This is a genomic window from Modestobacter marinus (assembly GCF_019799945.1).
GTDB classification, from domain to species: domain Bacteria; phylum Actinomycetota; class Actinomycetes; order Mycobacteriales; family Geodermatophilaceae; genus Modestobacter; species Modestobacter marinus_B.
The window spans coordinates 1-1,686 of sequence record NZ_JABGCH010000097.1 but is presented as its reverse complement, the minus strand read 5'-3'; the positions used below and the strand labels follow the sequence as shown (position 1 = coordinate 1,686).

Sequence of the window (1,686 nt, the reverse complement as noted above, 5' to 3'; positions counted from 1 at the left end):
CGGGACATCTCGTTCGTGGTCGCGGTCTGCTCCTCCACCGCGGAGGCGATGGTCAGCTGGAAGTCGTTGATCGACCCGATGGTCTGACCGATCACGCTGATCGCCTCCACCGCCCGCGCCGTGTCGCCCTGGATCGCCTCCACGCGGCGGGCGATGTCCTCGGTCGCCTTCGCCGTCTCCTGGGCCAGCTCCTTCACCTCGTTGGCGACCACCGCGAAGCCCTTGCCGGCCTCCCCGGCTCGGGCCGCCTCGATGGTGGCGTTCAGCGCCAGCAGGTTGGTCTGCTCCGCGATCGAGGTGATCACCTTGACGACGTTGCCGATCTCCCGGGAGGACTCCCCCAGCCGCGTCACCGTCGCGTTCGTCGACTCCGCCTCGGCCACCGCCTGCGCCGCCACCCGCGCCGCCTCGTTCGCGTTCTGGCTGATCTCCCGGATCGAGGCGCCCATCTGCTCCGCCCCCGCCGCCACCGTGGCCACGTTGCGGGACACCTCCTCCGCCGCCGCCGCGACCACGCCGGACTGCGCGGACGTCTCCTCCGCCGATCCGGCGATCTGCGCCGACGAGGCCGACAGCTCCTCCGAGGACGCCGCCACCGCGTCCGAGGACGCCGCCACCGACGCGACCACCGACCGGAGGTGCTGCTGGGCGGTGTCCAGCGCCGCCGCCATCCGGCCGACCTCGTCCCGGCTGTCGACGTCGGCCGTGACGGTGAGGTCCCCGCCGGCCATCGCCTCCAGGCTCGCCTGGACCCGGCCGAGCGGCCGGGCCAGCGCGCGCTGCGTGAGCAGGCAGATCGCGATGACCAGGAGGAGCCCGATGCCCGCCGCCAGCAGGCCGAGCCGGTCGGCCCGGTCGATCGCGTCCTGCATCCCGGCGTCGGCGGCGGCGGAAGCCGCGCTGAGCTCGTCCTTGGCCGCGCTGACCGCCTCGTCGGACAGGTCGTTGGCCTGCTGGATCTCCTCCCAGCGCACCGTCGCCGCGGCCTGGTCGACGACCGCGAGCTCGATGAAGGCACCGATCGAGGCGGTGTACGTCGCGAACGAGTCCTCCAGCACGGCGACGGACGCGGCCGGGTCGCCGGTCAGCGGGATCGCCTCCAGCTCCTCGAGGAGTCCCTCGGCGGTCGCGGTGTCGTCCGCCAGGTCCGCGAGCTGGCTGGCGGGGTCGTCCCGGACGAGGGCCTTGAGGGCGTCGACCTTCAGCTCGCTGGCCCGGGTGTCCAGCTGCAGGACCAGCGCACGCGCGTCCGCCAGGTGCACCTCGGCGAGGCTCCGGTCGCGCACGGTCGCGTTCGAGGTCAGCAGCGTCGTGAGCAGCGCCGCGAGGACGAGGACGACGACGCCGATCATGATGCCGAACTTCGCCGCGAGTGGACGGTCGGCGAACCAGTTCCGACGGGTGCGGGAACGGGATCTCATCACGGTCTCCTGGAAGAGAGAGGGGATTCTCCGTCCCGCCGGGTGGCGGTCCCGAGAAAGCGGCTGGGAATGATCCCAGTGTGACGACACCGGCCAGTTCTGTTGTGTCGCGTCGCACGTTTCGCGCGGGTTCATGGAATTGCTTGGCGACCATTCTGCCGGGCCCACATGTCGACTCGGCGCCGGACCCGAGAAACGGCCACGGCCGCCACTCCGCCCGGGGAAGGGGGCGAAGCGGCGGCCGCGGGGGTCGGCCCGGCAGGGC

At 72.5% G+C, this 1,686-nt stretch carries 1 protein-coding gene; it reads right to left on the bottom strand.

Going from position 1 to position 1,686, the window contains the following annotated elements:
- Positions 1–1,421: methyl-accepting chemotaxis protein (locus HK417_RS24235; protein ID WP_222273258.1), on the bottom strand; the 1,421-nt coding region annotated here is incomplete at its 3' end.
- Positions 1,422–1,686: the final 265 nt, after the last annotated feature.